The organism is Streptomyces sp. NPDC127092 (assembly GCF_042722475.1).
Classification (GTDB): domain Bacteria; phylum Actinomycetota; class Actinomycetes; order Streptomycetales; family Streptomycetaceae; genus Streptomyces.
The window spans coordinates 311,169-336,324 of record NZ_JBHXFE010000001.1; the positions used below are offsets into that span (position 1 = coordinate 311,169).

General features: G+C 74.5%; 23 protein-coding genes. 6 read left to right on the plus strand and 17 right to left on the minus strand.

The window, feature by feature from the left end:
• Positions 1-121 precede the first annotated feature (121 nt).
• From ACFWJO_RS01295 to ACFWJO_RS01315, 5 genes are all read right to left on the minus strand, one after another.
• Positions 122-292: a hypothetical protein gene (locus ACFWJO_RS01295; protein ID WP_386862752.1), complete on the minus strand. Its 171-nt coding sequence runs from the start codon at positions 290-292 to the stop codon at positions 122-124.
• A gap of 51 nt (positions 293-343) precedes the next feature.
• Positions 344-652, minus strand: a complete 309-nt coding sequence (locus tag ACFWJO_RS01300; protein ID WP_386862753.1) for a hypothetical protein — start codon at positions 650-652, stop codon at positions 344-346.
• Between the two features lie 101 nt (positions 653-753).
• Positions 754-2,175, minus strand: coding sequence for an amino acid permease (locus ACFWJO_RS01305; RefSeq protein WP_386862754.1), 1,422 nt, complete (start codon positions 2,173-2,175; stop codon positions 754-756).
• A 66-nt stretch (positions 2,176-2,241) separates the two neighbouring features.
• Complete coding sequence (locus tag ACFWJO_RS01310) at positions 2,242-4,461, minus strand: phage holin family protein (protein WP_386862755.1); 2,220 nt, start codon at positions 4,459-4,461, stop codon at positions 2,242-2,244.
• Positions 4,462-4,662: 201 nt separating this feature from the next.
• Positions 4,663-5,067 carry a hypothetical protein gene (locus ACFWJO_RS01315; RefSeq protein ID WP_386862756.1) on the minus strand — a complete coding sequence of 135 codons (405 nt, stop codon included), beginning with the start codon at positions 5,065-5,067 and terminating at the stop codon, positions 4,663-4,665.
• Positions 5,068-5,294: 227 nt separating this feature from the next.
• Here ACFWJO_RS01315 and ACFWJO_RS01320 point away from each other — a divergent pair, with 227 nt between their 5' ends.
• Entirely contained in the window at positions 5,295-6,068 is a 774-nt protein-coding gene (locus tag ACFWJO_RS01320) for an MBL fold metallo-hydrolase (protein WP_386862847.1), read from the plus strand.
• 34 nt (positions 6,069-6,102) lie between these two features.
• Positions 6,103-6,723, plus strand: coding sequence for a DedA family protein (locus ACFWJO_RS01325; RefSeq protein ID WP_386862757.1), 621 nt, complete (start codon positions 6,103-6,105; stop codon positions 6,721-6,723).
• Positions 6,724-6,817: 94 nt separating this feature from the next.
• On the opposite strand, the gene ACFWJO_RS01330 is transcribed toward ACFWJO_RS01325, so the two are convergent.
• From ACFWJO_RS01330 to ACFWJO_RS01340, 3 genes are all read right to left on the minus strand, one after another.
• Positions 6,818-7,855 carry an MBL fold metallo-hydrolase gene (locus ACFWJO_RS01330; protein WP_386862758.1) on the minus strand — a complete coding sequence of 346 codons (1,038 nt, stop codon included), beginning with the start codon at positions 7,853-7,855 and terminating at the stop codon, positions 6,818-6,820.
• Positions 7,856-8,061: 206 nt separating this feature from the next.
• On the minus strand, positions 8,062-9,297 hold the full coding sequence (locus ACFWJO_RS01335) for an aminotransferase class I/II-fold pyridoxal phosphate-dependent enzyme (RefSeq protein ID WP_386862759.1): 1,236 nt from the start codon (positions 9,295-9,297) through the stop codon (positions 8,062-8,064).
• Between the two features lie 94 nt (positions 9,298-9,391).
• Positions 9,392-10,600, minus strand: a complete 1,209-nt coding sequence (locus ACFWJO_RS01340) for a sulfite oxidase (RefSeq protein WP_386862760.1) — start codon at positions 10,598-10,600, stop codon at positions 9,392-9,394.
• A gap of 263 nt (positions 10,601-10,863) precedes the next feature.
• On the opposite strand from ACFWJO_RS01340, the gene ACFWJO_RS01345 reads away from it, so the two are divergent.
• Positions 10,864-11,688 carry a methyltransferase domain-containing protein gene (locus ACFWJO_RS01345; protein WP_386862761.1) on the plus strand — a complete coding sequence of 275 codons (825 nt, stop codon included), beginning with the start codon at positions 10,864-10,866 and terminating at the stop codon, positions 11,686-11,688.
• Between the two features lie 91 nt (positions 11,689-11,779).
• On the opposite strand, the gene ACFWJO_RS01350 is transcribed toward ACFWJO_RS01345, so the two are convergent.
• Positions 11,780-13,753 carry a DUF5107 domain-containing protein gene (locus tag ACFWJO_RS01350; RefSeq protein ID WP_386862762.1) on the minus strand — a complete coding sequence of 658 codons (1,974 nt, stop codon included), beginning with the start codon at positions 13,751-13,753 and terminating at the stop codon, positions 11,780-11,782.
• 136 nt (positions 13,754-13,889) lie between these two features.
• On the opposite strand from ACFWJO_RS01350, the gene ACFWJO_RS01355 reads away from it, so the two are divergent.
• Positions 13,890-14,222: a DUF6204 family protein gene (locus ACFWJO_RS01355; RefSeq protein WP_386862763.1), complete on the plus strand. Its 333-nt coding sequence runs from the start codon at positions 13,890-13,892 to the stop codon at positions 14,220-14,222.
• On the opposite strand, the gene ACFWJO_RS01360 is transcribed toward ACFWJO_RS01355, so the two are convergent.
• From ACFWJO_RS01360 to ACFWJO_RS01370, 3 genes are all read right to left on the minus strand, one after another.
• Entirely contained in the window at positions 14,210-14,779 is a 570-nt protein-coding gene (locus ACFWJO_RS01360; protein WP_386862764.1) for a GNAT family N-acetyltransferase, read from the minus strand. The genes ACFWJO_RS01355 and ACFWJO_RS01360 overlap by 13 nt on opposite strands.
• A gap of 356 nt (positions 14,780-15,135) precedes the next feature.
• On the minus strand, positions 15,136-15,498 hold the full coding sequence (locus tag ACFWJO_RS01365) for a hypothetical protein (RefSeq protein WP_386862765.1): 363 nt from the start codon (positions 15,496-15,498) through the stop codon (positions 15,136-15,138).
• The gene (locus tag ACFWJO_RS01370) at positions 15,495-15,737 is read right to left on the minus strand and encodes a DUF1049 domain-containing protein (protein WP_386862766.1); all 243 of its coding nucleotides are present in this window, start codon (positions 15,735-15,737) and stop codon (positions 15,495-15,497) included. Before ACFWJO_RS01370 ends, ACFWJO_RS01365 begins: the two co-directional genes overlap by 4 nt.
• Positions 15,738-15,914: 177 nt before the next feature.
• Between ACFWJO_RS01370 and ACFWJO_RS01375 the strand changes: the two genes are divergently transcribed.
• Positions 15,915-16,664, plus strand: coding sequence for a GntR family transcriptional regulator (locus ACFWJO_RS01375; protein WP_386862767.1), 750 nt, complete (start codon positions 15,915-15,917; stop codon positions 16,662-16,664).
• Positions 16,665-16,789: 125 nt separating this feature from the next.
• Positions 16,790-17,869: an adenosine deaminase gene (locus ACFWJO_RS01380; RefSeq protein ID WP_386862768.1), complete on the plus strand. Its 1,080-nt coding sequence runs from the start codon at positions 16,790-16,792 to the stop codon at positions 17,867-17,869.
• 8 nt (positions 17,870-17,877) lie between these two features.
• On the opposite strand, the gene ACFWJO_RS01385 is transcribed toward ACFWJO_RS01380, so the two are convergent.
• The 5 genes from ACFWJO_RS01385 to ACFWJO_RS01405 form a co-directional block, all read right to left on the minus strand.
• A complete protein-coding gene (locus tag ACFWJO_RS01385; RefSeq protein ID WP_386862848.1) occupies positions 17,878-19,641 on the minus strand; it encodes a CocE/NonD family hydrolase in 1,764 nt (587 codons plus the stop codon).
• Positions 19,642-19,852: 211 nt separating this feature from the next.
• Positions 19,853-20,812, minus strand: coding sequence for an LD-carboxypeptidase (locus ACFWJO_RS01390; protein WP_386862769.1), 960 nt, complete (start codon positions 20,810-20,812; stop codon positions 19,853-19,855).
• The gene (locus ACFWJO_RS01395) at positions 20,809-22,809 is read right to left on the minus strand and encodes an LpqB family beta-propeller domain-containing protein (protein ID WP_386862770.1); all 2,001 of its coding nucleotides are present in this window, start codon (positions 22,807-22,809) and stop codon (positions 20,809-20,811) included. The genes ACFWJO_RS01390 and ACFWJO_RS01395 overlap by 4 nt, the downstream gene beginning before the upstream one ends.
• A gap of 58 nt (positions 22,810-22,867) precedes the next feature.
• Complete coding sequence (locus ACFWJO_RS01400) at positions 22,868-24,202, minus strand: M20/M25/M40 family metallo-hydrolase (protein ID WP_386862771.1); 1,335 nt, start codon at positions 24,200-24,202, stop codon at positions 22,868-22,870.
• On the minus strand, positions 24,195-25,028 hold the full coding sequence (locus ACFWJO_RS01405) for a M55 family metallopeptidase (protein WP_386862772.1): 834 nt from the start codon (positions 25,026-25,028) through the stop codon (positions 24,195-24,197). The genes ACFWJO_RS01400 and ACFWJO_RS01405 overlap by 8 nt, the downstream gene beginning before the upstream one ends.
• Positions 25,029-25,156 lie beyond the last annotated feature (128 nt).

The window sequence follows — 25,156 nt, forward strand, 5'->3', positions numbered from 1 at the left end:
TGCGTTTGTGTGGGGGGGAAATGGGAGGGGGCGCGGCGTCCAGAAACCTCTCACCGCGCCCCGTCCCCCCCCCCCCCCCTCTCCCCCCCCGCGCCGGTCCACCGGCCCGGTCCGGGTCAGGTCACTCCGTGCGGGGCTCCTGCTCGGTGGTCCTCGGCGGGGTCGCGGGCGTGGCGGACCGTTCCGGTGCGCGTTCCGCGTCGCGGCGCGGGGTGCGGTGTTCTGCGGCGCGGTCGCGGGCGGCCTCGGCGCGCAGCAGGGCGTTGAGCACGGCGAAGTGGTCGACGGGCATGGTGATGCTCCTTGCGGTGGGGGGTGAAGGGGTACGGAGAGGCAGGGCCTCTCAGCACCGCATCACCGCCGACCGGGGAGCCGCGCCGGGTGCCGCCGGCACGGACGCGGGCGCGGGCGCGGGTCCGCCCGCGGGTGGCGCGGGGCGGGTGCGGCGGGGCGGCGCGGGCCGCCGTTCGGCGCGCACGGGTGCGGTCGCCTCGCCCTCGGCCGCCTCGTACGTCTCCGCGCCGAGGTCGGTCGCGGCGGAGACGTACCGGCTCTCGACCTCGGCGGCCGCGAGCTCGCCGCCGGCGCCCACGCCGAGCATCGCGGCGAGCACGAGCAGCACCGCGAGCGCGAACCGGGCGGGGGGCCTCATGGAGATCCGTACTGCCCCGCCGGGACACCGGTGCTCCGGCCCGAGCGGGAGATCCGCCCGCCCGGCCTACGCTCCGGGGCCGCTTTTCACCGCACCGGGTGTCAGGCGGCGGTCCCGGCGGCGCGTCCCTTGCGGGCCGCCATCGCCGCGTACACGAGCACGCCGGCGAAGAGGAAGAGCACACCCTGGTAGACGGCCGCGTAACCGGATCCCGCGACCAGCCACAGCGAGAAGCCGAAGGCGGCGAGGGCGAGGACTCCGTCGCGGGCGAGGCGGGCCCGCGAGACCTGGTCCGACCGGCCGGAGAGCAGGAAGTAGATCTGGGCGGCGGTGGAGAGCAGGTACGGCACGGTGGCGGTGAAGGTGGTGACGAGGACCAGGATCTCGAAGACGCCCTCGGTGCCGACCGTGTAGTTGTAGACCGTCAGGAGCGAGGCGAGCACCACGGTGACGAGCACGCCGACCGTCGGGACGCCGCGCCGCTTGACCGTGAACACCTTCGGGAACAGGCCGTCGCGGGCGGCGGCGTAGGGGGCCTGGGCGCTGAGCAGGGTCCAGCCGTTGAGCGCGCCGACCATGGAGACCAGGGCCATGCAGGCGACCGCGGCCCCGCCCCACGAGCCGCCGAACATGACGTCCACGGCGTCGGAGAAGGGCGCGGTGGAGTCGACGAGCTTGTCGTGGGCGACGGTGCCGAAGACCGCGAGCGTGCCGAGCAGGTAGACCGCGGCGGCGCCGAGGGTGCCGAGGACGGTGGCGCGGCCGACGTTGCGGCGCGGGTCGCGGACCTCGCCGGCGCTGACGGCGGCGGACTCGACGCCGAGGTAGCTGAAGAGCAGGATCGCGGCCGAGGCGGAGACGGCGCCGAGCGCGCTGCCGCCGCTCGCGTGGAAGGGCCCGAGGTTGGCGCTGTCGAAGAAGAACAGGCCGCCGACCGCGACGAGGATCAGCGGGACGAACTTGAGCACGGTGGCGACGATCTGCACCGCGCCGACGTAGCGGGTGCCAGCCAGGTTGGCGAGGGCCGGCAGCCACTGGATGAGCAGGGCGGCGGCGATCGTGGCGGCCTTGGACTCGTGGACCGGGACGAGCACGTCGAGGTAGCCGACGGCGGCGACGGCGAGGGCCGCGTTGGAGACCCAGGCGGTGATCCAGTACGACCAGGCGGCGAGGAAGCCGGCGAAGTCGCCGAAGGCGGCGCGGGCGTAGACGTAGGGTCCGCCGGTCTGCGGCAGGCGGTGGGCGAGCCGGCCGAAGACCAGGGCCAGGGCGATCGCGCCGAGGGTGAGGATGCCGAAGGCGACCAGGCTGATGGTGCCGAACGGAGCGACGGAGGCGGGCAGGAGGAAGATGCCGCCGCCGATGATGTTGCCCATGACGAGGGCGGTGGCGATCGGGAGCCCGAAGCGGCGGGCGTGCCTGGTGGACTGCGGGTCCTGCTCCTGGGCGGGGCCGGGGGCCACGGTGGGTGCGGGGGTGGGTGCGGGAGCCTGCGCGGGGGTCGCGGTGGGGGCCGTGCTCATGGGGGGTGGTGCGCCTCTCGTCGTACAAACGCCACCATGGTCCGGATTCCGAGACGACCTTCCAAATCACCCGTGTTTGTCCCGCATGACGGGCTCGTCGACCGGAAGAAACGCTTCCGCATGGCGCTTCGACGGAGAAATCTCCAGCGGCACCTGCGGCCCCTCGCCCTCCCGCAGCCAGCCGCGCAGCACCTGGTGCACCGCCTCCGCGCCGACCAGCCCGTCGGGCGGCGCCGGCAGGTCGCGCGGCCACAGCAGGAAGGGAAGCGCCTGGTCCCCGCCCAGACCGCCGTGCGAGCCGATCTGCTCCTCGAAGGCGTGGACGGTGCCGGTCTCCGGGTCGTACATCGAGTTGACCATGATGTCGGCGACGTGCGGGAAGCCGTCGGTGCGCCGCACGGCCGCGGCCGCGCCCGGACCGAAGACCGCGAGGGGGTCGCGGGGAGCGGCGACGCCGGTGCGGTCCGGGGCGTCAGGGGCGTCCGGGGCGTCAGCCTGATCGGCAGGTTCGGCGAGTTCGGCGATCGGCACCTCGACCCCGTCGCGGGCCAGCACCACCGAGCCGTGCTCCTCGCTCGCGACCAGCAGGAAGCCGATCCCGGGGTGGTGGGCGAGGGTGCGCAGCAGCGCCGGGTGGAGCCGGTCGATCTCCTCGCGGGTCATCCGGTGCGGCACGCCGGGGAAGGACACCAGGCCGAGGTTTCCCGAGGCCAGGACGACCGGCTCGGGCGCGCGGGCCGCGGCGACCGCCGCCGCCTCCGCGCCGTCCTGCCCGGCCTCCTCCGCCTCGTCCACGGGCCGGTGCAGCGCGCTGCGCAGCGCGTCCCGGGCCGCGTCCCTCGCCTCGGAGCCGCTGCGGGTCCGCCGCACCCGGCGGGACACCGGCAGACCGCAGCCGGCCCGCACCAGATCGCGCAGCGTGAGCCCGTACGCGGACTCGAAGGTCTCCCCCGGGCTCTGCCCGTGGTCGGAGAGCAGCACGATCCGGTACGGGCGGGGCGCGTGCTCGGCGACCTTCGCGATCAGCGCGATCGACCGGTCGAGGCGGGCCAGGACCTGGTCGGTGTCGCGTCCCTGGGGCCCCGAGTGGTGGGCGACCTCGTCGTAGGCGACCAGGTCGGCGTAGACGGCGGTGCGCCCGGCGAGCATGTCGCCCATGACGGCGGCGACCACCACGTCCCGCTCGACGACGGTGGCGAAGGCCCGGACGAAGGGGTAGAGGCCGCCGCGCGAGACCCGTGGGGACTCGCGGCGCAGCCGGGCGCCGGTCGACTGCCGCATCTCGCGCAGGACCTCGGCGACGAAGGACCCCGCGGTGCGGACCGCGTTGGCGGGGTCGGAGAAGTACGCGAAGTAGCCGGAGCGCGAGCGGTTGCGGCGGCCGCGCCGGGCGGCCACCGAGAGGACGAGCGCGAGCTGGTCGGCGCCGCCGCTGAACAGGTTGCCGCGCGAGGCCCCGTCGAGGGTGAGCAGCCCGCCGTCGCCGGTGCGCTCGACGGCGCGGCGCTGGAGTTCCACGGCGCTCGCGGGCCGGTTGGACACCATGAGCCGGCCGGTGTCCTTCTCGTACCAGCGGAAGGCGGGCACGTCCTCGTTGGAACCGTGCAGGATGCCGAGCTGGCTGGCGCCGGTCTGGCTCGACCAGTCGGTGCGCCAAGGGGTCAGCGTGTGGGTGGTGGCGAGCCAGTCGGCGACCGTCGACATCAGTCCGTCCGCGACGGCCTCGGACAGCACCCGGTGGCCGACGCCGTCGAGTTGGAGGAAGACGGTACCGGGTACGGGCTCGGCGCCGGCCCGGGCGGTCCGCGGCCGTGTGCGGTCGGTGAGGCGGTAGAGCCGGCGCCGGTACGCGTCGTCGTCGCGCACGGCGAGCGCGGTGGAGGTGGCGGAGGCGACGGCGGACATCACGGCGGCGACGACCACGGCGGTCTCGGGCGCGGCGGCGCCCCGTCCGTCGGGGATCAGCCAGAGCGCAACAATCAGCAGCGAACCGTTGAGGAAGAACACCAACAGGCCGAGGACGAGGGCCGGTACGAGCAGCAGGGCGCGCACGATCAGCGGCCACACGAGCGCGCTCAGCAGGCCGAAGGCGCCCGCGCCCAGGGCCGCGGTGAAGGCGATCGTGGTGAGGCTGTCCCCGTCGGCGGACTGGAGCTGGAAGTCGGGCAGCAGGCCGGCGAGGAGGAGCAGGGTGAGCGTGGAGACCGCCCAGACCGTGATCACCCGCAGCAGGGCGCGGGCCGCGCTCCGCCAGCGGGCGGGGATCCTTCCTCGCCGTTCGCCCACGCCTGGTTCACCTTTCGCCCGTTTCCTGCCTCAAGCGTGGCACAACGACGCCGGGGCGGGAGGCGGCGACAGGTGTTCGACGCAGGTCCGCCGGACGGTCACACCCGGGAGGCCGGACGGTCTGACCCGAGACGCCGGACGGTCGCACCCGCGAGCAACGGGCGGCCCGGGCCGGGCGTTCAGGAGCCGTCGTATCCGGGTTCAGGAGCCGTCGTATCCGGCGGTCGGCATGGAGAGTCTGCGGTGCACCCCGGCCTTCATCGGCGCGTCGTACGCCGGTTCGTCGAACCCGGCGGTCTCGAGCCGTACGCCGCGCCGCGCGCACTCGGCGTGGAAGGCGGGTACGTCGGTCAGCGCGCGGGCGAGCACCCGGTCGTTCGGCGCGACGAAGAGGTCCACGGCGCCCTCGTCGACGTCGGCCCACAGCGCGTCGTGGTCCGGCCTGATGCCGTAACAGAACAGCTGGCGCGTCACCACGTAGCCCTTGTCCCGGGCCCAGCGGACGCACATCGCGTGCTGGCTGCGGGTGTCGACCAGGAAGGGGTCGTCGTCGAGCTCTTCGAGCGGGGTGAGGCTGGCGATCGCCGCCACCCGAACGTCGTCCATGGACCGACCCTACTGTGTCCGGGGCGCACCGAGGAGGGGTTCGGTATACCAAGGAGGACGGTCCGGTGAAGTCCGGCCACACCCGCGGCCCCGGACATTTACCCTCGTTACGGATGGGGAACGGATGGAAACGGCGCGGACGGCCGTCCGACCGGGCCGGGCCGCCGGTCCGGGCCGCCGGTCCGGGTCATCCGGCCGTGCCACGACAGGAGAGGGGCGGCGGGCCGGTGGAGATCACCTGGTGGGGTCATGCCACGTGTACGGTCGAGGACTCCGGTGTCCGCCTCCTGACCGATCCGCTCTTCGCGCGCCGGCTCGCGCACCTGCGGCGCCGGCGCGGCGCGCTGCCGCCGCCCGAGGCCGCGCGGGCCGAGGCCGTCCTGGTCTCGCACCTGCACGCCGACCACCTCCATCTGCCCTCGCTCGCCGGGCTGGCGCCCGGAACGCTGCTGGTCGTGCCGGCCGGCGCGCCGTCGGCCGTACCGGCGCTGCGCCGCCTCCGCCGGCGGGGGCTGCGGCTCGCGGAGCTCGCGCCCGGCGAGGAGGTGTCCGTGGCCGGCGTGACGGTACGGGCCGTGCCCGCCCTGCACGACGGCCGGCGGCTGCCGCTCGGCCCGCACCGGTCCCCCGCGCTCGGCTACGTGGTGGAGGGCGAGGCCCGTACCTACTTCGCGGGTGACACCGGCCTGTTCGACGGCATGGCGGAGGCGGTCGGCCCGGTCGACGTGGCGCTGCTCCCGGTCGGCGGCTGGGGCCCGTACCTGGGTCACGGACACCTGGACGCGGGCCGGGCCGCGCAGGCGCTCGCCGCGCTGTCGCCGGCCGCCGCGGTCCCGGTCCACTACGGCACGTACTGGCCGATCGGCATGGACGCGGTCCGGCCGCACGAGTTCCACGCGCCGGGCGACGAGTTCGTCCGCCACGCGGCCCGGCTGGCCCCGAAGGTGGCCGTGCACCTGCTGGGCCACGGCGAGCGGGTGCGGCCGGAGGTGGCGCGGTGAGGCGGGTCCGTCCCGCGCGGCCGGAGGGCACCCGGTGATCGACCGGCTGATCACGGCGGTGCGGGAGCTGCCGCCGGAGTCGACGCAGCAGGCGGTCGGCTATCCCTCGCTGTTCCTGCTCGTGGCGCTGGGCGCGCTCGTGCCGGTGGTGCCGACGGGCGCGATCGTGAGCTCGGCGGCCGTGGTGGCCTTCCACCAGACGGATCCGTTCGCGCTCCTCTTCGTATTCCTGGTGGCGTCGTCCGCCGCGTTCCTCGGCGATCTGTCGCTGTACTGGCTGGGGCAGCGCGGGGTCCGCTCGCGCAACGGCTCGCGCTGGCTCGCCGCCCTGCGCGCCCGGGCGGCGCCCGACCGGCTCGCCCACGCCCAGGAGCGGCTCGACAGCCACCAGGTGCCGGTGCTCGTGCTCTCGCGCCTCGTGCCGGCCGGGCGGATCCCGGTGATGCTGGCCTGTCTGCTCGCCGGGATGCCGCTGCGGCGGTTCGCCCGGGGCGATCTGCCGGCCTGTCTGGCCTGGGCGGCCACGTACCAGCTCATCGGCATCCTCGGCGGTTCGCTCTTCCCGGAGCCCTGGCAGGGCGTGGTGGCCGCGGTGGCGCTCACGGTGCTGATCAGCGCGGTGCCGGCGCTGTGGCGGCGGCTGCGCGGGTCGTAGGGGATGTCTCGTGTCTCGTCGATCAGGCCGGATCGGCCGTGAGCCCGGCGTGATCGGCGAGACACCCCCCTGGCGCTGGTCGTGCCCGCCTCGCTCAGGTGGCGAGCACCCGTGAGGCGCCGATTGGCAGGTCCCACAGGTCCTCGCGGGGCAGGCCGGCGGCCTCCCAGGCGGCCCGGACGCGGATGAGCGGTTCGAGGACGGGCTCGGACGAGAGCACGAAGGTGGCCCAGTGCATGGGGGCCATGCGCCGGGCCCCCAGGTCCTGGAAGGCGCGGACGGCCTCCTCGGGGTCGGTGTGGACGTCGCTGAGCCACCAGCGCGGGTCGTACGCGCCGATCGGCAGCAGGGTGAGGTCGATGCCAGGGTGGCGGCGGCCGATCTCGGCGAACCAGTGGCCGTAGCCGGTGTCGCCGGCGAAGTGGACCCGCCGCCCGGCGCGGTCGGTGAGCACCCAGCCGCCCCACAGGGAGCGGCAGGTGTCGAACAGGGTGCGCTTGGACCAGTGGTGGGCGGGGACGAAGTCGAAGCGCACGCCGTGGAGTTCGGCCGCCTCCCACCAGTCGAGCTCGGTGACCCGGGTGAAGCGGCGCCGGGTGAACCAGCGGCCGAGTCCGGCGGGGACGAAGACGGGCGTGTGGCGGGGCAGCCGTTTCAGGGTCGGCGCGTCCAGGTGGTCGAAGTGGTTGTGGCTGATGACGACGGCGTCCACCGGCGGCAGGTCCTCCCAGCGGACGCCGACCGGGGTGAGGCGGGCCGGGGTGCCGAGGATGCGGCGGGACCAGACCGGGTCGGTGAGGACGGTGAGCCCGCCGATGCGCAGCACCCAGCTGGCGTGTCCGGCCCAGGTGACGGCGAGGGTGTCGGGCCCCGCATCGGGCAGCGGCCCGGGAGCGAAGGGCAGTCGCGGGATGTCGCGGAGCCCTTCGGGGCCGGGGCGGACGGCGCCTTCGCGGGCGAGCCTGGCCATCGCGCGGACGCCGGGCAGCGGCGCGGTGAGCCGGTCGGCGAAGCTCCGCGGCCAGTCGTGCCGCAGCCGGCCGAGGGGCTGCAGCGCGGGCACGGGCCGCGGGGCGTGGGGGGTACGGGCGGAGTGCGGGGCCCGGGCCGGCCGGGCCGTCTGTTCCGTCATCTCTGCGGCCTCCGTCTGTTCCGTCAACCGTCTGTTCCGTCTGCCGGTCCGTTCCGTCAACCGGTCCGTTCCGTCGACCGGTCTCTTGCGCCGACCGGCCTCTCCGTCAGCCGGTCTCTTCCGTCGACCGGCCTGTCTGCCAGCTGGTCCGTTCCGTCGACCGGCCTCTCCGTCTGCCGGTCCGTTGCGTCGGCCGGCCTGTTCCCTCAGTGCGCCAGTTCGTCGAGTGCCTCCCCGAACGAGCTCAACGCCCGCGCCACGTGCGGCAGTTCCTCGGGAGCGGGTGAGGCGAGGGCTTCGGTGCGTTCCTCTTCGGTGGTTCCCAGGAAGGCGGCGGTGTCGAACCGGGCGCGCAGCGCGCCGAGTTCGTCGCCGAAGCGGTGGCCGCCGGGCACCGGGGTGCCGAGGCGGGCGGTGAGGTGGTTCTCCAGTTCGAGGGAGTCGGTGACGCCGCGGGCGGCGAGCCCGGCGCGCAAGGGGCCGAGGTCGGCGTAGAGGTGCCGGCCGGCCTGCGGCGGGCGGGCGAGGGCGCCGGCCGCGAGCACCGCGCGGTGGGCGGCGGCGGCGACCCGGCCGTGCAGGGCGGCGGTGCGGCGGGCCCGTACGGTGACGTCCTCGGGTTCGTCGAGGGCGTGGGCGGCGGCGGGGGCGAGGGGGCCAGGGACCAGGGCGCCGAGCGCGGTGAGGATGTCGAGGGTGCGGGCCCGGTGGTCGGCGTAGCGGTCGGCGCGCGAGGGGGCGGAGGGCGGGAAGCGGGCGACGGCGCAGGGCCAGGCGGCGGGTGCGAGGGCGCCGGCGAGGTCGGTGAGGACGGTGACGTCGTCGGGGCACATCTCGGCCGGGCTGAGCAGCACGGTGTCCTGGGGCCGGTGGAGCGTGTCGCGCCAGGTCTCGTCGCTGATGATGTGGAGGCCCTCGGCGACGGCGGCCTCGCAGGCCTCGCGGACGAGCTCGGGCGGGGCGACGGTGGCGGTGGGGTCGTCGGCGACGGAGAGCAGCAGCAGCCGGGGGTTGCCGCCCTCGGCGCGGATCCGGCGGACGGTCTCCAGGAGGGCGTACGGGTCGGGGACGCCGCCGCATTCGGCGGGGGTGGGCACGTGGTAGGCGGGGCGGCCGATGAGCCGGGCCTGCGGGGTCCACCAGGCGGGGCAGGGCCGGGGCAGCAGCACGTCGCCGCCGTGCGCGGCGATCAGGGCGAGCAGCAGGGGCTGGGCGCCGGGTGCGGCGACGACGTCCTCCGCGTGGGTGCGCAGTCCGCGGCGCCACCAGTAGCCGGCGGCGGCCTCGCGCAGGACGGGGCCGCCGCCGGGCGGTTCTGGTCCGGTGCGGTCGACGGCCGCGGCGAGGAGCGCGGTCAGGCCGGGCAGCACGGGCAGGCCCGGTTCCGGCGCGGGCGGCCCGTAGCGCACCGGGCCTCGGCTCTCCGGGGCCGTCTGCCGCATGTCCGGAACCTCCTCCTGGCCGCGCGCGGGCACCGGGGCGCGCAGGAGCGGCGCCCCGGTGTCCTTTATACGGAGGTTTGCTGGTTTCCGCCCCTCACACGACGGTGACGGGGTGCCGGACGACCGCGTCGAAGAGGTATCCCTGGGTGTTGTGCACGGCCCGCTCCGGCTGGACGTTCCCGGCCGCGTCGGTGACCCGGGAGAGCAGGGTGGCGGGCCCGGTGTCGCGCGGCCGCCAGAACGTCGTCCAGCGCACCCAGCGGTGGGGCGCGGGGCGGTCGACGATCCGGGCGAGCCGCCAGTGGGCGCCGCCGTCGGTGGAGACCTCGACCTTCCGCACGGACGCGTGCGCCGACCAGGCCCGGCCGTCGAGCCGGTGCGTCGTGTCCGCCTCCAGGGCGGCACCGAAGGGCAGCTCGTAGGCGCTCTTGAGGGTCTGGAGGGTGATCGGGGCGCTGCCGCCGGGCGGGTGGGCCGCGCCGAACAGCCGGTAGTAGTCGGTGGACCAGGGCGAGGACAGCGGGGTGCGGGAGACCTGGATGTCGCCGAGCCACTTGATCGAGGCGATGCCGACCCAGGAGGGCACGACGAGCCGGACGGGGAAGCCGTGGTCGTACGGCAGGGGCTCGCCGTTCATCTCGTACGCGAGGATCACGTCGTCCAGGGCCTTGGCGACGGGCAGCGGACGGCGGACCCGGCCGAGGTCCACGCCCGCGGTGACGTACGGGTCGTCGAGGCCGCGCGGCATCAGGTCGACGGCGTCGGAGGCGAGGCCGGCCAGACGCAGCACGTCGGAGAGGCGCGCGCCGCGCCAGCGGGCGGCCCCGACGGCGCCGAGGGTCCACGGGGTGCCGCTGACGGGCTCGCCCTGCTGGGTGGTGTAGAGGCTGCGGCCGTTTCCGGCGCACTCGATCAGGGCCGTCCGGGTGACGGGCGGCAGGTCGCGCAGCTGCCCGTAGGTGAAGTGGACGGGCTCGCGGCCGTGCAGGCCGTCGCCCCAGACGGTGAGCCGCCAGTCGTCGGCGGCGAGGACGGGGGTGGAGGTGTGGTTGCGAACGAAGAAGCGGTCGGCGGGGGTGAGGAGTCCGGTGTCCCGGAGCGTCTCGTAGCGCGCCTCGGCGTTGGTGCCGCGAAGGGTGAAGTACTCGGGCGGGAGCGGCTTGACGATGCCGGGCGCGCCGGCGGCCGCGGAAGTGGCCCCGGTGCGGGGCGCGGCAGGGGCGGCCGCGGCGGACGGCGTCCCGATGGCGGAGAGCACGGGGGCGGCGGCGAGCGCCTTCAGCAGGGTGCGGCGGTCGGGCACGGGCGGGTCTCCTCGGCACGTCGGTGGCGGGTCGGCCACACCCTAGGCGTGGGGAGCGGGCGGCGACCGCCCGTTCACCGGCCTGTCATATGAGCATTCGTCAGGTCCGTTTCGCGAGGAGGGAGTCGACCGGGCCACGGCCGACGGGTTGCGGCTCACCCAGCTTCCCGATGTCCACATCTTGAGAACGGGGTCTCAGAATGCGAATGGTCGGCGTACGGTGAACACGAAAGCCGCACCCGCCGATACGAAGGAGTCCGGTCATGCCGTCGTCCACGCCTCCGCGCGAGACCGCTACGTACACCCACGGCCACCACGAGTCCGTGCTGCGGTCGCACAGTTGGCGCACCGTCGAGAACTCCGCCGCCTACCTGATCCCCGAACTGCGGTCCGGGATGGCCGTCCTGGACGTCGGCTGCGGGCCGGGCACGATCTCCGCCGATCTGGCGGAGCGGGTGGCGCCGGGCCGGGTGACGGCGGTGGACGCGGCCGAGGGCGTGCTGGCGAAGGCCCGGGCGACGGCTGCCGAACGGGGCCTGGACAACGTGGAGTTCGCGGTTGCCGACGTCCACGCCCTGGACTTTCCCGACGACTCCTTCGACGTCGTCCACGCCCACCAGGTACTGCAGCACGTGGGGGACCCGGTGCAGGCGCTGCGCGAGATGCGGCGCGTGTGCCGCCCGGGCGGCGTGGTGGCGGCCCGGGACAGCGACTACGGCGCCTTCACCTGGTTCCCCGCGTCGCCCGTCCTGGACCGCTGGCAGGACCTGTACCGGCGGGTGGCCCGTGCCAACGGCGGCGAGCCCGACGCGGGCCGCCGGCTGCTGTCCTGGGCCCGCCGGGCCGGGTTCACCGACGTCACCTCCTCCGCCGGCGTGTGGTGTTTCGCGAGCCCGGACGAGCGCGCCTGGTGGAGCGGCCTGTGGGCGGACCGCACCACCGACTCGGTCTACGCGGAGCTGACGGTCGAGGGCGGCCACGCGAGCCGTGCGGAACTGACGGAGATCGCCGAGGCATGGCGTGCCTGGGGCAAGGAGGACGACGCCTGGTTCATGGTGCCGCACGGCGAGATCCTGTGCCGGGTGTGAGGCGGCGCCGCCGCAGGGAACGCGCCGGGCGGCGCTGAGGGCCGGGGCGGCGCCCCGGTCCTCAGCGTGCCCGGCCCCCGGCGCGCCCTGCTCAGTTCGGGCGCATGCGGAAGTCGTAGGCGTACGGCAGGGGTTCGTCCGTCAGCTGGGACCACAGTTCGCCCAGCTCCTCCGCGCCCTCCTTCAGGTCGGCCACCTCGAAGCCCTCGTCGAAGACCGCGCGGGCCTCGGCGGCGCGGCCCTCCGCGAGCAGCAGGCGCGCCTCCAGGTAGCGGAAGGCGCCGCGCGACCGGACGTCCTCCGGCAGCCGGGACAGCACGGCGCGGGCCTCGGCGGGCCGGGAGGCGGCGAGCAGGACGGTGACGGTCTCGCGCCCGAGGGCGGCGGTCACCAGCGGGTCGCCCCCGTACTGGTCGTCGAACGCCTCGGCACAGCGCTCGGCGGCCCGCTCCAGGTGCCCGTCCTCCCGGTCGGCCACGGCCAGGCAGTAGAGCAGCGGCCAGCGCTCGGCCGCGTTCTTCAGGCCGCGCTCCCAGCTCCGTACCGCCTGGGCCAGGTCCCCCGCCGCCCACTGGGCGACGCCCAGGTGGTACTCGGTCACCGGGTCGGCCGGGGCGGTCTCCAGCATGTCCCGCCACGCGTCGGAGACCGGCGTGGGTACGGGTGCGGCGCCCGGTTCCGGGACGGGCAGGGCGCCCGTACGGAGCAGGTCGAGCCACGGCCGCTGCTCCTCGCCGAGCAGCGAGGGTTCGAACGGCGTGCCCGGCAACTCGTAGTGCCCGCGCAGCACTTCCAGCGCACCCCAGCCGGAGCCGATCGCGAGCCGCCGGCCCGGCTCGGTGTCGGCGGCGGCGGCGCGCCAGCGCTCGTAGGCCGCGTCGACCTCGGCGCGCGGCACGGCCGAGGCGAGGGCCTGCTCGACGCTCGCGCGGGCGGCGGCCCAGTCCTCGCCGTGCACCGTGGCCGGGTCGGCGGTCAGCGGCCCGTACACCTCCAGCCAGGACACCTCCTCCCCGCCCTCCAGGGTCGGGTGCTCCAGCTGGGTGCGGGCGAGGCCGGCCTGGATCTCGGCGTAGCCGGGTGTGCCGGGCTCGGTCAGCCACTCCTGCCAGCGGCGCCCGCCGCGCCCGGTCCCCCACACGAAGAGCTTGCGGCCGAGCAGGCCGTCGGTGGAGGTCTGCACCAGGCCGGCGCCGTGCTCGTCGAGCGCGGCGATCCATCGCCGCTGCCCGTCCGGCAGCGCGTAGAAGTAGTCGCCCGCGTGGGTGCTCTGCAGCGGGTACGTGCGGTCGGTGCCGTCGTCGGTGCGCGGCACCGGGACCCGGCGCAGGGCGTGGGTGTAGCCGATGGGGGTACCTCCCACGAAGTGGGGGAGCCAGGCCGTGTCGGCGGGTGCGAGGATCCTGCGGTCCTCGGGGACGGCCGTGTTCGACCACCAGTAGCAGGGGACGGCCCGCTCGTGCGGGTTGCGGATCCTGATCCCCACGCGCAGGTGCTCGGCGTCCGGGGGCAGCCACAGGTCGACCTGGAAGGGCAGGTCGCGCAGCCGCTCCCACTCCCACAGCCGCAGCATCTCGCCTCCGTCGGGCGCGGGGACGACCGCCGCGTGCAGCGGCGCGCAGGAGAGGGTGGTGTGGCCGCGGGCACCGATGTTCCACTCGATGCCGCCGGAGAACCAGGCGCCGTTGAGGGCGAAGGCGGCGGGCTGCAGCACCGGGTTGCGGTAGAGGAGTTCACGGCCGGTCGGCTTGTGGAGCAGCGAGTGCACGCGACCGCCGAGGCCGGGGAGCACGGTGACGCGCAGCCGGTCGTTCTCGATCTCGATCGCTTCGAGGGCGGTGGGGGTGCGCTCGCGCCCGTATCCGTCGCGCATCCGGGCGGGCAGCAGGGTGCGCAGCGGCGCGTGGCCGAGCTGCCGGGCCATGTCGCGGGGCAGCCCGGTCCGGTCCCGCTCGTCGACCGCGGGGGTTCCGGGCCCACCGAGGTGGTGGAGTGCGGGCAGGGGGTTGTCCGGGCCCAACTGCGCCGCGGGCAGGGTGAGTACGGCACGTCGTACGGTCGTCATGTCGACCATGGAACACGCCGGAACCATCCCTGGCCAGAGGGTGGACAACAGCCGTGGAGGGCGGGCCCGGGAAATTCCGTTGCACCCTGCACCGGTCGGCCTAGGGTGGTGTCGTCATCGAGGAAGGGCGCCAGGGATGGGCACGCAGCACACGTACCGGGTGATCGTGCGGGGCACGTTCGACGGACTGTCGGAGGAGGGCCGGAGCCGGCTGCTCGCCGAGGCCGACGAGCACGGCATGTCGGCGATGCGGTTCACGGAGGAGGGCTCGCTCGCCTACGACCGGACCCTCAAGCACTTCTCGTACCGCGTGATCGTCGTGTCCGACGCGGACGACGGCGAGGAGATGGCGGCGGCGATCGCGGAGGACCGGGTGGAGCGGGCCCTGAAGGAGCAGGGACACGGCTTCGCCGGACTGCGGAGTTCGGTCACCGACATGGACACCATGAAGATCAACTACAAGCGCTGAACCTCGCCTGCCGGGCCCTGGTGATCGGCGGTCCTGGCCCACCGCTCGTGGTCGCGCCAGGCGCCGTCGATGAACAGCATCGCGGGCGAGAAGCCCTCCAGACGGAAGCCGGCGCGCCGGACCAGGGCGCGGGAGGCGGTGTTGCGGGGCTGGATGTTCGCCTCCAGGCGGTGCAGCCCGAGCGGCCCGAAGGCGTACGAGAGGACGAGTCCGAGCCCTTCGGAGAGCAGCCCGCGCCCCGCGGCGTGCGCGAAGGCGCCGTAGCCGAGGGCCCCGGAGAGGAACGAGCCGCGGACGATGTTGTTGATGTTGACGAAGCCGGCGATGCCGCCGCCGTCCCGCTCGCACACCAGGAATCCGGCCCTGGCCGGATCCTCGATCAGCGGCCGCGCGTACGTCTCGTACGCCTCCGCCGTCTGCGGCGGGAACAGCCAGGGCGTGTGCAGCGCGCGGCTCTCCCGGGCGCGAGCGGTGAACTCGTCGGCGTCGTCGTAACGGAAGTGCCGCAGGCCGACGCGGGCCCCGCTGACGAGATACGGACCAAGATCGTCGGACATGGAGCCAGGCTACCGCCGCACGTGCCGGACAGGCCCGCCAAGGCCCACCGCAGGCCCGCACACGGGCCGGCACACGGGTAGGGACACGGGTCGGGACGCGGGCCAGCACAGAAAGCCGGCACAGAGGCCGGCACAGGGACCGGCCCGCCGGGCGAACGCTCCGGACGGGTCGGGGCGCGGGCCGGGGTCTCAGCGCCGGGCCGCCGGGCGGAGGCTCCGGACGGTCGGGGCGCGAGCCGGGATCTCAGCGCCGGGCCGCCGGGCGAAGGCTCCGGACGGGTCGGGGCGCGGGCCGGAGTCTCAGCGCCGGCCCGCCGGGGGAAGGCTCCAGACGGGGCGGGGCGCGGGCCGGGGTCTCAGCGTCGGGCCGCCGTCACGCGGGCCGGGCAGGTCTCGCCCTTCTTCACCACGCCCACCACCACCCGTCCTCCCGCCGCACGCTCCGCCCCCGGCGCCGGGTACTGGGTGCACACGAACCAGTTCGGCGGCCAGAGCACCCGCCGGTCCTGCCCGCCGACGTCGTGGACGTCCAGCCGCGTGCGCGGTGCCAGCACGGTGAAGACCCGCCACAGACGCCGGCCCAGCAGGTCGGGCATCGACTGCCGTCCGCCCCCGCGCTCCGCGCCCTCCTCCTCGACCGCCACCGGCTCCGCCGAACTCACGGCCACCGCCGCGAGCGCGAGCACGGCACCCGCGCCGAGCAGCGCCGCCCGCCTCACTTGCGCCTCCGGGCAGCCGCGTAGTACCCGCAGACGGCGCTGAGCAGGGCGGTCACGAGCAGCGCGACACTGAGCGCCATGGAGACCTCGGGGATCAGCAGTCTGATCCGCACCTGGCGGGTGTTCTCGAAGATGAACACGAGCAACAAGACGGCGAGGACCGCGATCGCGATCCGGCCGGGGGTGAGTGCCCCGCCCGCCCGGGGCCCGTCCGTACTCGATGTCTCCCTGCGACTCATGGCCGGCCCTCTCCTCCGTCGTGCGTCCCCCCAGGATGGGCCGATTCCGCGGGTTCGGCGGCGGCGAAGACAGCCGTACGAGTGACTTGTCAGACAAGAACGGGCGGCTACCGTAGTCACGGCGGACGTGACCGCGCACCTCACGGGTGCGCGCGCCAGCACGAGGAGGACCGATCCGTGGCAGCCGGCGGACAGCGACGACGGCCCGTCGTCGCACTCTACGAACGGATCGCGGACGCCATCCACGACGGCACCTACCCTCCGGGCTCCACGCTCCCCTCCGAGCCCAAGCTCGCGGGCGAACTCGGCGTGAGCCGGCCCGCGCTGCGCGAGGCGCTGCTGCTGCTCCAGGAGGACGGGCTTCTGACGGTGCGGCGCGGGGTGGGCCGTACGGTCAACGCCCACCCGCCGCGGCGCGGCTTCGAGCAGATCCAGGCGCTGGAGGAGCTGCTGGGCGCCGCCGCCCCGCTGCGGGTCCGAGGCCTGCTGCGCACCGTCGAGGAGCCCACCGACTTCACGACGCAGCACCTGCTCGCCCCGGCCGGCGCGGAGCTGCGCTTCTGGGAGTCCGTCCTGGTGGGCGAGGCGGGTCCGGCGGCCCTGAGCCACGAGTGGGCGGCGGCCGACGAGGTCCTGGAGCGGGCGCACCCGGCCTTCGCGGAGGCCCTGCGGGCGACGGCCGCGCCCGAGCGGACGTCCATGCTGGGCATCCTGGCGGCGGCGTCGCGGGGCGTGCCGCTGGCCGGGCACAGCGCGGTGACGGCGACGTTGCTCGGGCGGCGCAGGGGTGAGCAGCTGGGGCGGCCGGCGGACACGCCGGCGGTGCTGGTCACGCAGGTGGTGCGGGTCGAGGAGACGCCGGTCCTGGCGGCCAAGCACATGCTCCCGACGGGGGCGCCCGCACTGGCGGTGCTGCAGTCCAACTGAGCCGGGAGGGCATCCGGGGCGACGGGCGGTGGTGCGGGGCAGGAGGCGTGGCCTTGTCGCCGGCCGCAGGTCCTGTCGTCACCGTCACACCATCGGGTGCCCGCGGTGGCGTACACTTCCCCGCCATGCACTTGTCTGACAACCCTGCCTCCCCTGCCGTCGCCGACTGGATCCGCAAGGCTCCCAAGGCCGTCCTGCACGACCACCTCGACGGTGGGCTGCGCCCCGCCACCATCATCGAGCTGGCCCGTGCGTGCGGCTACACCTCGCTGCCCACCGAGGACCCCGCCGAGCTGGCGGTCTGGTTCCGGGACGCCGCGGACTCCGGCTCCCTCGAGCGGTACCTGGAGACCTTCGCCCACACCTGCGCGGTGATGCAGACCCGCGAGGCGCTGGAGCGGATCGCGGCCGAGTGCGCCGAGGACCTGGCCGCCGACGGGGTCGTCTACGCCGAGGTGCGTTACGCCCCCGAGCAGCACCTCGAGGCCGGCCTCACCCTCGACGAGGTCGTCGAGGCCGTGAACGCGGGCTTCCGCGAGGGCGAGCGCCGCACCGGCGGCCGGATCACCGTCCGCGCCCTGCTCACCGGCATGCGGCACACCGACCGCTCCCTCGAGATCGCGCAGCTGACCGTCGCCCACCGGGACAACGGCGTGGCCGGCTTCGACATCGCCGGCGGCGAGATCGGCAATCCGCCGGCCCGCCACCTCCCCGCCTTCCAGCACCTGAAGCGGGAGAACTGCCACTTCACCATCCACGCGGGCGAGGCCGTCGGCGCGGAGTCGATCCACGAGGCGGTGCAGGTCTGCGGCACTGAGCGGATCGGGCACGGCGTGCGGATCACGGACGACATCGCCGAGGACGGCACGCTGGGCCGCCTCGCCTCGTACGTCCGTGACAACCGCATCGCCCTGGAGGTCTGCCCGACCTCCAACCTCCAGACGGGCGCGGCCAAGGACTACGCCTCGCACCCGATCGACGAGCTGCGCCGGCTCGGCTTCCGGATCACGCTCAACACCGACAACCGCCTGGTCTCCGGCACCACCATGAGCGAGGAGTTCCAGCACATGGCGGACGCCTTCGGTTACGGCCCGGAGGTCTTCGAGGAGTTCACGGTCGCCGCCCTGGAGGCCGCGTTCCTGCCGCTGCCGGAGCGGCAGCGGCTGATCGACGACGTCGTCCGCCCGGGTTACGCCGCGCTCTGAGGCCGGCGTCAGTCCACGACGGGCAGCTCCAGCGTCCCCGTGTCCTCGGGGGCGCTGGTGACGGTCACCGGCTTGATGCCGCGGTTGCCGAAGTACGCGGTGTCGCTGCCGGCGATGACGAGCTGGAACCGGTGGCCGGTCTCGAACCGGTGCACGATGCCGGGCAGCTCGACCGTGAACGGCCGGGTGACGTCGGGCACCCGCACCGGTGCGACGAGCCGGTTGACCAGGGTCTTCGTGCCGTCCGGTGCGACGTCGTAGACCTTGGCGAAGAGGACCAGCTTGTCGGCGGCGTCACCGGAGTCCTGGACGGCCTCGGTGCGGGGGGACTCCACCCGCAGCCGGGCCTTCGGCGCGCCGACGACGTCGACCGGCTCGTTCAGCGGGCCGCTGGTCCAGGCGGCGTAGGTGCCGGCGGTGTCGTACGGCTGGGGGTCGGGCAGGCCGATCAGGCCGGCGAGCGAGCTGCTCGAATGGCTCGTGGGGACGAGCCAGTTGGCGTAGGAGCGGCTGCCGCGGGCGACCTTGCTGCGGTTGTCGACGAGTTTGCCGTCGCCGGACAGGTAGAGCTTCCGGTGCTGCTCGGGAAGGGTGTCGGCGGTGCCGTAGCCGCTCTGCCACGAGCGGTAGTAGGCGAACTCGGGGCCGGTGTCGGCCGTCGTGTCGCCGCGCAGGTGCCGGTCGAACCAGGCGAGGACGCGGCGGCCGACGTAGCTCGCCTCCAGGTCGCCGCCGCCCAGGTCCAGTTCGCCCGAGACGGAGCCGCCGCTGTGGCCCCAGGACTGCCAGATCATCTTGGTCTCGGTGCCCTGGGTCTGGAGCCGCCGGTAGGTGTCCGTGGCCTCGTTGAGGTTGAACAGGCTGTCGGACTGGCCCTGGACGACGAGGGTGGGTGCCGTGACCCGGTCGAGGTAGGAGACGGGCGAGACGCTGCGGGCGTAGGCGAGCATCTGCTCGGTGCCGGCCTGGGGGTAGCGGCCGGAGTTGAGCAGCCGGACGGTGTCGCAGGCGTCGGTGACGAAGTGCAGACAGCTGAGCGAGTTGATGCGGCTGGGGTCGAGGGAGGGCACGAGCAGCGGCTGCCCCTCCCCCATCAGGTAGAAGCCGTTCGCCCACTGCCATTTGAAGACGCCGGACGTGGCGCGGTCGGCGCTGTTCGGGGCGAGGGAGTAGGCGAGGTCGTTCCAGGTGATCAAAGGGACGAGGGCGTCCAGGCGGGGATCCGTGGCGGCGGTGGCGAGCTGGATGGCTCCGCCGTAGGAGCCGCCGATCATGCCGACCCGGGGGTCGCCGGCGCCGTCGCTGATGACGAAGTCGGCGCGGGTGCCGTCGTCGGCGGCGCGGGTGCCGGCGAGGAAGTCGACGAGCCGGGCCGCGGCCTGGCCGTCGATCCGCGGGTCGTCGAGGGAGATCAGGCAGCCGCTCCCGCCGAAGCCGAGCCCGGAGTAGACGAGTCCGACGTAGCCGCGGGCGGCGACGGCCCTGCCGATGGCGTCGGTGGAGCCGTCGTTCTTGCTGCCGCCGAAGCCGTTGGTGGCGAGGACGGCGGGCGCCGGGTGGCCGGCGTCCACTCCGGCCGGGCGGTAGAGGTCGGCGTCGACGGCGCAGGTCCTGCCGCCCGCCTGGACGGTGAAGCGGAGCGGGGTGACGGTGTACGGGGCGGGTTCGGCGCCCTGCGCGGGTGCGGCGAAGGCGAGCGGCGCCGCGAGCGCGGCCCCGGCCGCGAGCGCGAGGACCTTGCGGGATCTACGGGATCCACCGGTTCTGAGCAGGGCACGGGCACGGGTACGGGACACGGAGACCTCCACACCGAGGACGCGCGAACGACCTACCTACTGGTAGGTACGGGCGCGCTCATGGTGTGACACGTGTCAGAGAGCCGTCAACGCGCAGGACGAACGTTGTTGACGGAGATTCAGTGAAGGTGCCTCCGCCCGGTCGGTGCGCCTGGCGGCGGGGCAGGGCCGTCCGCCCCGCCCGGACTCAGGTCAGTGCCGGCACGTCCAGGGTGAGCGTCCCGGCGGACGCGTCGAGCACCGCCGGTATCCCCAGCGGCACGGTCGGCGCGCTCTCGTGGTGGCCGAAGCCCATGTTCTCGAGGACCGGGACGCCGAGGCCGCCCAGGCGGTCGGCGAGCACCGCGCGGACCTCGTCGTAGGGCCCGCACTCCTCCCAGGAGCCGAGGCCGATTCCGGCGACGCCGTCCAGCCATCCGGAGCGCAGCAGTTGGGTGAGCATCCGGTCCAGGCGGTACGGCTCCTCGCCCACGTCCTCCAGGAGGAGCAGCCCGCCTCGCGCGGAGGGCCGGGCGTGCGGGGTGCCGATGTCGGCGGCGAGCAGGGCGAGGCAGCCGCCGAGGGTGACGCCGTGGGCGCGGCCCGGTGCCAGGGCGGTGGCGGTGTCCAGGACGAGGGTGCGGACCGACTCGGGCTCGAAGAGGGTGGCCCGCAGGGACTCCTGGGTGCGGGCGTCCTTGAGGAAGGCCGCGGCGGCGACCATGGGGCCGTGCAGGGTGGCGAGACCGAGGCGGACGGCGAAGGCCTCGTGGAGGGCGGTGACGTCGCTGTAGCCGACGAGCACCTTGGGGCCGGCGGCCCGTATCGCGGTCCAGTCGAGCAGGTCCACCATGCGCTGGGCGCCGTAGCCGCCGCGGGCACACAGCACCGCGGAGACGTCCGGGTCGCACCAGGCCTCGGTGAGGTCGCGGGCCCGGTCGGCGTCGGTGCCGGCCAGGTGGGCGATGGCGGGATGGGTGTCGAGGACGTGCGGGGCCACGACCGGGTCGAGGTCCCAGCCGCGCAGGATGTCGAGCCCTGCCTGGAGGCGGTCCTCCGGTACGGGTCCGCTGGGCGCGACGACGGCGACGCGGGCGCCGGGCCGCAGCCGGGGCGGCCGGACAAGTCCGTGGGGTGGAAGTCCCTGGGGCGGAAGTCCGTGGGTCATGACCTGACCTCCAGTTCGGCGACGTCGGCCCGGTCGATGCCGAAGGTCCTTACGTACAGCGCGAGTTCGGCTTCGAGCGCGCGGGTCATGGTGTCGGCTCGGCGGAAGCCGTGCCCTTCGCCGTCGAAGGCGAGGTACGCGTGCGGGACGCCGCGCCCGGCCATGCGGGCCAGGAACCGCTCGGCCTGGGCGGGCGGACAGATGACGTCGTCGAGTCCCTGGAGCAGGAGGAAGGGCGCGGTGATCTTCTCGGCGTGCTCCAGCGGGGAGCGGTCCCGGTAGCGGGCGGGGACCTCGTCGAGCGGTCCGACGAGGGAGCGCATGTACTGCGACTCGAAGTCGTGGGTCTCGTCGGTGGCCCAGGCGGTGGGGTCGAGGATCGGGTAGATGATGGTGCCGCAGGCGTAGACGTCGTTGTGGGTGAGGGAGGCGGCGGCGGTCCAGCCGCCCGCGCTGCCGCCGCGGATGGCGAGCCGTGCGGGGTCGGCGGTGCCCTCGTCGGCGAGGGCGCGGGCGACGGCGGCGCAGTCCTCGACGTCGACCACGCCCCACTGCTCGCGCAGTCGCTCGCGGTACTCCCGGCCGTAGCCGGTGGAGCCGCCGTAGTTGACCTCGGCGACGCCGATGCCCCGGGAGGTGAAGTAGGCGATCTCCAGGTCGAGGACGAGCGGTGCGTGGCCGGTGGGGCCGCCGTGGGCCCAGATGACGTAGGGCGGGAGTTCGTCGCCCGGCGGGGTGCGGTCGGGGTTGTGCGGCGGGTAGACGTGGGCGTGGATCTCGCGGTCGTCGGGTCCGGTGAAGGTGCGGATCTGGGGTTCGGGGTAGTAGGCGGGGTCGACCGGGTCGTGGTGCGGGGAGCCGATGACGCGGGCGCGGCCGGTGCGGGTGTCCAGCTCGACGACTTCGTAGGCGCTGCGCGGGCTCGCGGCGACGCCGACGATCCGGGTGCCGTGGACGGCGAGGGTGGCGGCCCATTCGGTCCAGGGTCCCGCGGCGTCGACGAGTTCGCCGCTGTCGGGGTCGAGTATGCCGAGGGCGGTGGTGCCCCTGCCGTGGACGACGGCGACGAGCCCGCTGTCCAGGGGCTGGAACCAGGCGAGGCCGATCTTCCACAGCGGCCCGCCGAACTCCTCGGGCCGGGGACAGAGCGGGACCGGTGCGGCAGTGGGCTCGCCGTCCTCGCCGGTGGTGCGGTAGAGGTTCCACCAGCCGGTGCGGTCGCCGAGGTGGAGGAGGTGTCCGTCGGCGGTCCAGGCGATCTGGGGCACGGACTCGTCGGGGCCGCCGGCGACGACGCGCGGGGCCTTGAAGGTGCCTTCGGCGGTGATCTCGGCGAGCAGGACCTCGGTGCCGTCCCAGGGCATGCGCGGATGGTCCCAGGCGATCCACGCGGCCCGCCGCCCGTCCGGCGAGACGCGTGGCGCGGTGACGAACCGATGGGCGTCGTCGGTGAGTTCGCGGACGCGCGAGCGGTCGTCGGCGGCGGAGCCGTCGAGCGGCACGGCGGCGATGACGCGGCGCACGTCGGTGGGGGCGGGTCCGGTGAACTCCTCCAGGACGCACCAGACCTCACCGCGCTCGGGCAGCAGCACGGGGTCGGCCCAGCGCAGTCCCTCGCCGGTGGCCGAGACGGGCGTGAGCGGGCGCGGCGCCGGGCCGCCGGGCGCGTCGGGCTCGCAGGCGTAGAGCCGCTGGTCGGGGTGGTGGCAGAAGACGACGAGCGGGGTGCCGTCGGCCCGTACCGTGCCGGCCCAGGGCTGTCCGCCGTACTCGATGACGCGGCTGCGGACGTTCCACGGGGCCGGCAGCACCGACTCCTCGGTGCCGTCGGAGCGGCGGCGCACCAGGGCACGCCGCCCGCCCTCGGCGGGTCGCGGGGCGGTCCACCACACCTCGTCGCCGACGAAGCCGACGTACTCGGGCCGTCCGTCGTGTGCGGCGGCGAGCGCGGCGCCGATGGGTGACGGCCAGCTGCCGTAGGTGGCCGTGGGTGCCATCAGGATCCCCCCTGTACGGGTCGTGCGGGTGTGACGGGTGGAGCGGGGCGGGCTGCCGTCAGGCGTCCCTCAGGTAGTGGTCGAGGACGCGGACGCCGAAGTGCAGGGCGTCGACGGGGACCCGCTCGTCGACGCCGTGGAACAGCGCGCCGTAGTCGAGGCCGGGCGGGAGCCTCAGGGGCGAGAAGCCGTAGCCGGTGATGCCGAGGCGGGAGAACTGCTTGGCGTCGGTGCCGCCGGACATGGAGAAGGGGATGACATGTCCGTCCGGGTCGAAGTGCTCGACGGCCGCGCGCAGCCTGGCGAAGGTCGGCGAGTCGACCGGGGCCTCCAGCGGCACTTCGCGGTGGTGGAACTCCCAGTCGACGTCCGGTCCGGTGAGCAGGTCCATGGTCTCGGCGAACTCCTCCTCGCCGCCGGGCACCATGCGTCCGTCGATGTAGGCGACGGCCTGTCCCGGGATGACGTTGACCTTGTAACCGGCGTCCAGCATCGTCGGGTTGGTGCTGTTGCGCAGGGTGGGTTCGACGAGGGCGGCGGCCGGTCCGAGCTTCTCCAGGAGCCGGTCGGCGTCGAACTCGGGGGCGTCGAGGTCGGCGTCGATGCCGTACAGCGATGCGAGTCGGGTGAGGGCGGCCCGCACGGTCGGGGTGATCCGGACCGGCCATTCGTGGGCGCCGATGCGGGCGACGGCCGAGGCGAGGCGGGTCACCGCGTTGGCCGTGTTGACCTTGGAGCCGTGGCCGGCCCGGCCGCGGGCGGTCAGCTTGACCCAGGCCGTGCCGCGCTCGCCGGCGGCGATCGGGTAGAGCCTGGTGGCCGGGTCGGGGTGGAAGCTGAAGGCGCCGGACTCGCTGATGCCTTCCGTGCATCCCTCGAAGAGGGCCGCGTGGCGGTCGGCGAGGAAGCCGGAGCCGTCCTCGGCGCTGGCCTCCTCGTCCGCGGTGTAGGCGAGGACGATGTCGCGCCGCGGCCGGAGGCCCTGCCTGGCCCAGGACCGGACGACGGCGAGCACCATCGCGTCCATGTTCTTCATGTCGACGGCGCCACGGCCCCAGACGATCCCGTCGCTGACCTCCCCGGAGAAGGGGTGCACGGTCCAGTCGGCGGGCTCGGCGGGCACGACGTCGAGGTGGCCGTGGACGAGGAGGGCGTCGGCGGTCGGGTCGGTGCCGGGGATGCGGGCGACGACGTTGGTGCGGCCCGGGGCGCGCTCCAGGAGGGTGGGCTCGATCCCGGCGTCGGCGAGCCGCTCCGCGACGTACTCGGCGGCGGGCCGCTCGCGGCAGTCGCCGCCGCCCCGGTTGGTGGTGTCGATCCGGATCAGCTCGGAGGTGAAGGTGACGACCTCGTCGAGGGCCGTCCCGTCCGGGCCGTGGTGCTGCTCAGCCATACTGTTCCTCCACGGCGGCGGACACGATCGTGGTCACCGCCTTGAACGTGCGGATTGCCTCGTACATGGTCTCGCTGGTGTAGGCCGCCCGCCGCTCGCCACTCCGCTCGGCGCCGGGGACCACCGTGGCGGCGGCGGCCAGGTGTTCGGCGTCGAACTCCAGCTCCACCGTGAACGGCCCGCCCCGCACCGGCTCGTGCCGCACGGCCAGCGCGGTGGCCTCCTTGGCGGCGGCGCGGATGTCGGCGGCGGTCCTGGCGGGTGTGCGGCACACCGCCGCGTACCGCGACACGTGGTCCTTGACCGCGACCTTGTGCGCCTCCGGCGCGTATCCGAGGGCGTCCTCGCAGGTCAGGTCGTCGCCGGTGACGAGGATGACGGGGACCCCGAACTCGGCCACCACACGCGCGTTGAGCAGGCCCTCGCTCGCGCGCACCCCGTCGAGCCAGACGCCGGTGATGGAGTTGGCGAGATAGGTGTGGGCGAGGACGCCGGCGGCGCCCGCGCCGGTGTGGTAACCGACGAAGGCGATGCCGTCGACGTCCCCGTGCTGCACGCCCTCGACCATGGAGAGCGACTTGTGGCGGCCGGTGAGCATCTCGGCCCGCTCGTCGAGCCGTTCCAGGAGCAGGTTGCGCATGGACCAGTGGGCCTCGTTGATGAGCACCTCGTCCGCGCCGCCGTCGAAGAAGCCGAGCACCGCCGCGTTCACGTCCGAGGTGAACATCGAGCGGCACCGCTCCCACTGCGGGGTGCCGGGCAGCACGTCGGCGGGCCACGTCACGCCCGTGGCCCCTTCCATGTCGGCGCTGATGAGGATCTTCATGCCTGGCACCGTACGCGCCGCGCCGTGACCCCCACCACCCCTGTGGAAAAGTGTCGGAGGCGTGGACCGGTGGCGGTGACGGACGCCGGTGATTCGGGCGAATCCTTTCATCACGTACGTATAGGCTG

Coding starts and splice junctions, on each gene's coding strand:
- ACFWJO_RS01295 (WP_386862752.1), bottom strand. CDS start 292: ATGCCCGTCGACCACTTCGCCGTGCTCAACGCCCTGCTGCGCGCCGAG.
- ACFWJO_RS01300 (WP_386862753.1), bottom strand. CDS start 652: ATGAGGCCCCCCGCCCGGTTCGCGCTCGCGGTGCTGCTCGTGCTCGCC.
- ACFWJO_RS01305 (WP_386862754.1), bottom strand. CDS start 2,175: ATGAGCACGGCCCCCACCGCGACCCCCGCGCAGGCTCCCGCACCCACC.
- ACFWJO_RS01315 (WP_386862756.1), bottom strand. CDS start 5,067: ATGGACGACGTTCGGGTGGCGGCGATCGCCAGCCTCACCCCGCTCGAA.
- ACFWJO_RS01330 (WP_386862758.1), bottom strand. CDS start 7,855: ATGACGGAACAGACGGCCCGGCCGGCCCGGGCCCCGCACTCCGCCCGT.
- ACFWJO_RS01335 (WP_386862759.1), bottom strand. CDS start 9,297: ATGCGGCAGACGGCCCCGGAGAGCCGAGGCCCGGTGCGCTACGGGCCG.
- ACFWJO_RS01345 (WP_386862761.1), top strand. CDS start 10,864: ATGCCGTCGTCCACGCCTCCGCGCGAGACCGCTACGTACACCCACGGC.
- ACFWJO_RS01350 (WP_386862762.1), bottom strand. CDS start 13,753: ATGACGACCGTACGACGTGCCGTACTCACCCTGCCCGCGGCGCAGTTG.
- ACFWJO_RS01355 (WP_386862763.1), top strand. CDS start 13,890: ATGGGCACGCAGCACACGTACCGGGTGATCGTGCGGGGCACGTTCGAC.
- ACFWJO_RS01360 (WP_386862764.1), bottom strand. CDS start 14,779: ATGTCCGACGATCTTGGTCCGTATCTCGTCAGCGGGGCCCGCGTCGGC.
- ACFWJO_RS01370 (WP_386862766.1), bottom strand. CDS start 15,737: ATGAGTCGCAGGGAGACATCGAGTACGGACGGGCCCCGGGCGGGCGGG.
- ACFWJO_RS01380 (WP_386862768.1), top strand. CDS start 16,790: ATGCACTTGTCTGACAACCCTGCCTCCCCTGCCGTCGCCGACTGGATC.
- ACFWJO_RS01390 (WP_386862769.1), bottom strand. CDS start 20,812: ATGACCCACGGACTTCCGCCCCAGGGACTTCCACCCCACGGACTTGTC.
- ACFWJO_RS01395 (WP_386862770.1), bottom strand. CDS start 22,809: ATGGCACCCACGGCCACCTACGGCAGCTGGCCGTCACCCATCGGCGCC.
- ACFWJO_RS01400 (WP_386862771.1), bottom strand. CDS start 24,202: ATGGCTGAGCAGCACCACGGCCCGGACGGGACGGCCCTCGACGAGGTC.
- ACFWJO_RS01405 (WP_386862772.1), bottom strand. CDS start 25,028: ATGAAGATCCTCATCAGCGCCGACATGGAAGGGGCCACGGGCGTGACG.